Raw genomic sequence first — 3,329 nt, 5'->3', positions numbered from 1 at the left:
GAACAGGGTTCCGACCAGGATGCCGGTGAAGATGACCAGGCCCATCGAATAGCGGGCCGCGGCACCAGCGCCGCTGGACGTGATCAGCGGCACCACGCCGAGCGCCATCGCCGCTGTCGTCATCAGGATCGGCCGCAGGCGCACCTTGGCCGAGGCGATGATGGCGTCGCGCCGTCGCATGCCATGCTTTTCACGCTGCTGGTTGGCGAACTCGACCAGCAGGATGCCGTGCTTGGTGATCAGACCGATCAGTGTGATCAGGCCGACCTGCGTGTAGATGTTGAGCGTGCCGAGGCCCAGATTGAGCGGCACGATCGCGCCGAAGATCGACAGCGGCACCGCCATCATGATGATCAGGGGGTCGCGAAAGCTTTCAAACTGCGCCGCCAGCACCAGATAGATGACGACAACGGCCGCCGCGAAAGCGATCAGGATGGTGTTGCCCTGTTCCTTTTCCTGCCGCGATTGACCGGAATAGTCGAGGAAGAAGGTGTCGGGCAGGCTCTCCTTGGCGATGTCCTCCAGCGCCTTCAGCCCGTCGCCGGTGGTGACGCCGGGCAGCGGGAGCGCCGAAATCGTCGACGAATTCAGTTGGTTGAACTGCTCGATTGCCGCCGGCGCCGCATTGTTCGAAATCTTGACTACCGCCGAGAGCGGCACCATCTCGCCCGTCACGCTGCGCACGAAGTATTCGCCGAGCTTATCGGGGTTGTCGCGAAACTCCTGCGGCACCTGCGGGATGATGTCGTAGCTGTTGGAGTCACGGTCGAACTGCGCCACTTCGGCGCCGCCGACCAGCAAGGTCAGCGTGCGGCCGATATCGGCGATCGGCAGGTTCAACGCCGCGGCGCGATCACGGTCGATGGTCACCGTCACCTCTGGTGCGTCATAGGCCATCGAATTCTGCACGACGATGAAGCGGCCGGAGGCTTGCGCCTTGTTCTTGATCTGCTCGGCCACCTCGTACACTTCCGAGGAAGCGCCGGTCGATCGCACCACCATGGAAATGGGCAGGCCGCCACCAGAGCCGGGCAGCGTCGGCGGCGCGAAGACGAAGGCCTCGACGCCGGCCACTTTGGCGATACGGGCCGTGATGTCGGCCTGCAGTTCCTTCGAATTGCGCTTGCGTTCCGCCCAATCCTTGAAGGCATAGCCGACGAAGGCGCTGTTTGTCGTGCCGCCGAAGGCGACGGCCGAGAACTGCGCCCGTGTTTCGGGAATATCCTTCACCAGGCCGAGGATCTGGTTGACGTATGTCTCGGTGTAATCGGAGGTCGCATAACGCGGCCCTGTCACAATCGAGAGCAGAAAGCCCTGGTCCTCTTCCGGCGCCAGTTCGCTCGAGGTCTTGGTGAACATGAAGCCGGTGACGCCGACAAGCGCAAGCACGATGATCAGCGTCAATGGGCGATAATTGAGCGACCCGGTGACGGCGCGTTCATAGACATGCTCGACGCGAGCGAAGGCGCCGTCGACAATGCGCTGGAAACGGCCCGGCGTGCCGGACTTCAGGAGGCGTGCCGACATCATCGGGGTGATGGTGATGGCGATGACGCCCGACAGCACCACTGAGCCGGCGAGCGTGACTGCGAATTCACGGAACAATGCGCCGGTCAGGCCGCCGGTGAAGGCCAGCGGCGCGAACACGGCGGCCAGTGTCATGGTCATGGCAATGATGGCCGACGATATTTCGCGCATACCGCTGAACGCGGCCTGCATCGGCGACATGTGGTCTTCTTCCATATGGCGATGGATGTTCTCCACCACCACGATGGCGTCGTCGACGACCAGGCCGATCGCCAGCACCATGGCCAGCAGCGACAGCAGGTTGATCGAATAGCCCACCGCAAACAAAAGGAAACAGACGCCGATCAGCGACAACGGGATGGTGATGATCGGCATCATCACCGACCGGAAGGAGCCAAGGAACAGAAGGATGACGACGATGACGATGGCAACCGCCTCGGCGATGGTCTTGAACACCTCTTCGATCGAAGCGCTGATCTGCCCGGTCGCGTCGTAGACGACCTCGATCGTCATGCCTTTCGGCAGCGTCTCCTGAATCTGCGGCACCAGCTTGGTGAGCGCCGCCGCCGTGGTCAGCGGATTGGCTGCCGGCGTCGGGAAGATGGCGAGGAAGGTGCCGGGTTTGCCGTTGAACGAGACCCGGGTGTCGGTGTTCTCGGCGGCGAGTTCGACGCGAGCCACGTCGCGCAACCGCACCACATTGCCGTCAGTCGAGCGCAGCGGCAGCTCGGCGAATGCCTCCGGCGTCTGCAATGTCGAGCGCACGGTGATCGAGGAAACGACATACTCGTTCTGGGTGTTGCCGGGCGCCGACAGGAAGTTGGAATTGTTGATCGCCGTCAGCAGTTCGGAGGCCGTCACGCCGCGCGCGGCAAGCTTGACCGGGTCGATCCAGACGCGCATCGAGTATTCCTGGGCGCCGAAGATCTGCACGTCGGCGACGCCTTCGACCGTCGACATGCGCGGCCTGATGACGCGCTCGATATACTCGGTCAGCTGCTCCTTCGTCATGTTCGGGTTCTGCATCGAGATGTACATCATCGCGAACTGCTGGCCGGTGCCCTTGACGATGACAGGGTCCTTCGATGCGTCCGGCAAGGTGCCGCGCACGCCCTGGACCTTGGACAGGACTTCGGTCAGCGCGACGTCGGGGTTCGAGCCGAGCTTCATCTGCACGGTCACGGTGCTGGAGGACGGGCGGCTGGACGAGGTGACGTAGTCGATGTTTTCGGTCGAGGCGACGGCGCGGGCGATCGGGGCGGAAATGAAGCCCTGGATCAGATCGGCGCTGGCGCCTGGATAGGCCGTCGTGATGGTGATCGCGGTTTCGTCGACCTTCGGATACTGCCGGATCGACAGGTTGAAGATGCCCTGGAAACCCAGGAGCAGGATCATGCAGGCAAGGACCGTCGAAAGAACAGGCCGGCGAATGAAGAGATCTGAAAAGCTCATTGCTGTTCGGCCTGCTTGTTCGCCGATTTGGTCGGGTCGATGGTGTTGTCCACAACGACGGACATGCCGTTGAAGAGGCGGTTCTGGCCGGCGGTGACGACCTCGTCGCCGGCCTTCAGCCCCTCGACGATCTCGACCATGCCTTGATTGCGGCGGCCGGGCTTGACGAACACCTGCGACAGCACGAGCGCGGGCTTGTCACCTTCCGCCGCCGGCTTGGCCGGATCGGCAGCCTTGTCGGTTGGTTTTGCCGCATCGGCGGCAGGCTTGGCTGCATCAGCCGCCGGCTTCATGGCATCGGCCGGCTTGGTGTCCGCAGGCTTGGCTTCCGCCGATTTGTCGGCTGACGG

Annotated in this window: 1 protein-coding gene and 1 pseudogene; both read right to left on the bottom strand. The window is 63.1% G+C overall.

The genetic code is table 11. The features are described from left to right. Positions 1 to 2,979 (bottom strand): efflux RND transporter permease subunit (locus tag EN939_RS26350; RefSeq protein ID WP_127270691.1); only part of this gene is annotated, 2,979 nt, incomplete at its 3' end. Further along, positions 2,976 to 3,329: pseudogene (locus EN939_RS26345) on the bottom strand (efflux RND transporter periplasmic adaptor subunit); the annotation flags it as partial. The gene EN939_RS26350 and the pseudogene EN939_RS26345, both read right to left, overlap by 4 nt.

It is taken from the genome of Mesorhizobium sp. M7A.F.Ca.CA.002.05.1.1 (assembly GCF_003998335.1).
GTDB lineage: Bacteria > Pseudomonadota > Alphaproteobacteria > Rhizobiales > Rhizobiaceae > Mesorhizobium.
Note: the sequence above shows the minus strand (reverse complement) of the source record. Positions and strands in the feature narration are given on the sequence as shown.